We start from the raw sequence: 2840 nt of genomic DNA on the forward strand, positions 1-2840 counted from the left end.
GCGAACGCGATGGTGCCGGCTGAGGTGTGCAGCACCACCTGGTCGCACACATCCAGGTGGTCCGACGACGTCGTCGCCAGCACCACAATCTGGCCGGAGTCGGCGAGTCGGCGCAGCGTCGCCATCATCTGTCGTTCCAGCTCCGGCTCGAGCCCGGCGGTCGGTTCGTCGAGAACCAGCAGCGGCGGCCTGGTAAGCAATTCCATTGCCACCGTTGCGCGTCGGCGTTGTTCGTCGGAGAGCTTGCCGACCTGCACCGTGCGGTGCGAGGTCAACGCCAGCTCGCGTAGGACCTCGTTGACTGCCCGCCGACACTCGTTGGCCGAGCTGCCCGGCGGTAGCCGCAGTTCGGCCGCATAGCGCAACGCTTGTTCGACGGTGAGCTGAGCGTGTATCAGTTCGCCGCGCAGCACCATCCCGATGTACCGGCGCATGTACTCCGCGCGCACGTCGTGCCCGTCCAACATGACCTGCCCGAAGCTGGGCTGTACCGCCCCGCCGACCATGCCGACCAGTGCGGATAGGGCCGCGCTGGTCGGCCCGACAACCGCGGTCAGCGTGCCGCGAGTGGCAGTGAACGACACATCGTCGACTAGTGGGCGGCCGTCGCTGGCCAGCCCCAATTGATGGACCCGCAATTCGCGGGCGCGCGGCGCTTGATTGGAGACCGGCGCCTGGTCGGCCGCCGGCGCTGCGTCGGCCACCCTGTCGCCCGCCGGCAGGCGGGTGGTCGCCGCTTCCTCGTGTGGCCGGGCCGCGGGGCGGGGAGGGAGCTCCTGCATCGCCCCGGCTACCCGTTCGGCCAAATCTGGGCCCTCAGGCTGGGCAGGCTCGGGCGGCTGAGTTTCAGCGGGTTCCTGCTCGGTGGCAGGCGAGTCCATTTCGGTGGCAAGCGAGTGCATTTCGGTTGGGGGCGGCCCCTGCTCAGGCGCCGCCGGGGAAGGCATTGCAGCCGTGGTCGGCTGCGTGGGGGGCCGGGCAGGCTCAGCCGGCGGCGACGCGGCCTGTTGGGGCGCCGGCACTGGTCGAGTCGGCAGTTCCGAAGGTGGCCCGGGCCGCGGTGCGGGCTTTTCCGGTGCCGATCCGGGTGGCGTCGATCCGGCTGGCGCCGATCCGGGCGGTGCCGATCCGGCTGGCGCCGATCCGGCTGGCGCCGATCCGGGTGGCGTCGATCCACTGGGCGGCTCGTCGGGAGGCGGGTTTATTTTCTGCGCCGGCGGGATCCGGACGGGTCGCGTCGGTGTCTGAGACGGCGGCTGGTTTGGCGGCCTGGGAGGTCTGTGTTGCGGCGGCGGAGGCGGCGGCCGCATCGGGCGGGCGCCTTCGTTGGGTGGCGGAGGCGGCGGCGGGCGCCAACCTGGCTGATTGGGTGGGGGAGGCGGCGGTATGCGCTGAGCTTGGGGTCCGGGTTGGCGACTCGCCACCGTGGGCGGAGGCATTGGCCGCGTGGGGCCGCGTGGTGCAGTCTTCGGCGGCCCGCCGGCCGCCTGCGCCGACGCGCCAACGCGAAACAGCAGCCGAGGCCCATGCTGAGGATCGCCGACGGTGATGGTCTGGCCGTCGCGGATGTTGACCGTCGGCATCCGCGTGCCCTCGACGTATATGCCGTGTCGGCTCTGGTCGACTGCGACCCAATGGTGCCCGGTGAACCGCAGCACCAGGTGGACCGGTTCGGTCCACCTGCCGCCGCGATCGTCGAGGCGGATGTCAGAACGGCTGTCGTGGCCGACCGTGATGTCGCGGCCCGGCGCGAACGTGTAACTCGTGGATCCGACCCAAACGGTCAACGGAGAAGCGAACGCCTCGGTCCGCATGGGCCGCCACCTTTCACCACCGGTCAGACTGTGCCGAGCGAGGGTTATCTACCCCCCAGCGCAATTATCTATCCCGACGGCCCGAGCCGACGGCCGCAAGCGCCGTCCGGTTCTTATGGCGTGACGCTGGGCTTTGGCGGCGGCGCCGAATCGTCGAGGAGCCGGCGCAGCACGGCCACCGCGTCCGTCAATACCTGGCGGTCGGCGGGCTCGAGACGAGCCAACTGCGGCTCGATCGCGGACGCGCGGTCGGCTCGGACGCGGTTGAGGGTGCGCACACCCGCGGGAGTGATGCGGATACGCACCGCCCGGGCGTCTCGTCGGTCAACCGTGCGGGTCACCAGACCAGCGTCCTCCAACCGTCGCACTTGTGTAGTCATCGTCGGCTGCGAGCAGTGGTCCATGGCGGCTAGGTCGCAAATGCGGGCTTCGCCGTGCGCCTCAATTGTTGACAGCAACCGAGCCTGCGCCACCGGCAGCGGCAGCTGGATGCGCTGGGTGGCCAGCCGGTTCAGCCGGGCAACGACAGCAAGGAGATCCGCCCCCAGGCTCGACTCGGCGTCGGTGATTGCCGCGTCGCCGACCGCGGCACCGCCGGCGCTGGCGGATGATGACATACTCCATGATTGCATAGGTTTGCTATGTAGATCAATCGGTCCATCGTGTGCTCTGCGCCGTGAACTGTCTCGGCGCGGCTATCCGCTGCGCCCGGCTTCGCCGCGGTTGCGATCGCCGACGGTAGTTTCGGCGCGGCGACCCGCTGCGCCCGGCTTCGCCGCGCTTGCGATCGCCGACGTGTGGAAGTGGGAAACCCGTGGAGAACTGGCACAATCGGTGCAATGACGTCGACCGGCCGCAGCAAGGCGCCCCAAAAGCGGGGGCGTGCAATGCGGCCCACTGAACTGGCGCATGCGTCGGTCATGGCGGCGTTGTGCGCCGCGACCGCGATCATCGCGGTCGTCATGCCGTTCGGGGGTGCGCTGGCGCTGCTGGGCACGGTGCCCATGGGGCTGCTGGCCTACCGCT

The 2840-nt window shown here is 70.1% G+C and carries 4 protein-coding genes and 1 pseudogene; 2 read left to right on the forward strand and 3 right to left on the reverse strand.

Going from position 1 to position 2840, the window contains the following annotated elements; genetic code table 11:
* Window positions 1-947: ATP-binding cassette domain-containing protein (locus VFA16_RS07520; RefSeq protein WP_324967210.1), on the reverse strand; the 947-nt coding region annotated here is incomplete at its 3' end.
* Between the two features lie 113 nt (window positions 948-1060).
* On the opposite strand from VFA16_RS07520, the gene VFA16_RS07525 reads away from it, so the two are divergent.
* On the forward strand, window positions 1061-1549 hold the full coding sequence (locus tag VFA16_RS07525) for a hypothetical protein (protein WP_324967211.1): 489 nt from the start codon (window positions 1061-1063) through the stop codon (window positions 1547-1549).
* A gap of 49 nt (window positions 1550-1598) precedes the next feature.
* Here VFA16_RS07525 and VFA16_RS23765 read toward each other — a convergent pair.
* Together VFA16_RS23765 and VFA16_RS07530 are read right to left on the reverse strand one after the other, a co-directional pair.
* Window positions 1599-1814, reverse strand: a pseudogene (locus tag VFA16_RS23765) (hypothetical protein); the annotation flags it as partial.
* A 113-nt stretch (window positions 1815-1927) separates the two neighbouring features.
* Window positions 1928-2431 carry a MarR family winged helix-turn-helix transcriptional regulator gene (locus tag VFA16_RS07530; protein WP_414687666.1) on the reverse strand — a complete coding sequence of 168 codons (504 nt, stop codon included), beginning with the start codon at window positions 2429-2431 and terminating at the stop codon, window positions 1928-1930.
* A gap of 222 nt (window positions 2432-2653) precedes the next feature.
* On the opposite strand from VFA16_RS07530, the gene VFA16_RS07535 reads away from it, so the two are divergent.
* The coding region (locus VFA16_RS07535; RefSeq protein WP_324967212.1) for a hypothetical protein at window positions 2654-2840 on the forward strand (187 nt) is incomplete at its 3' end.

This window comes from Mycobacterium sp. (assembly GCF_035653355.1).
In the GTDB taxonomy this organism is placed as follows: domain Bacteria; phylum Actinomycetota; class Actinomycetes; order Mycobacteriales; family Mycobacteriaceae; genus Mycobacterium.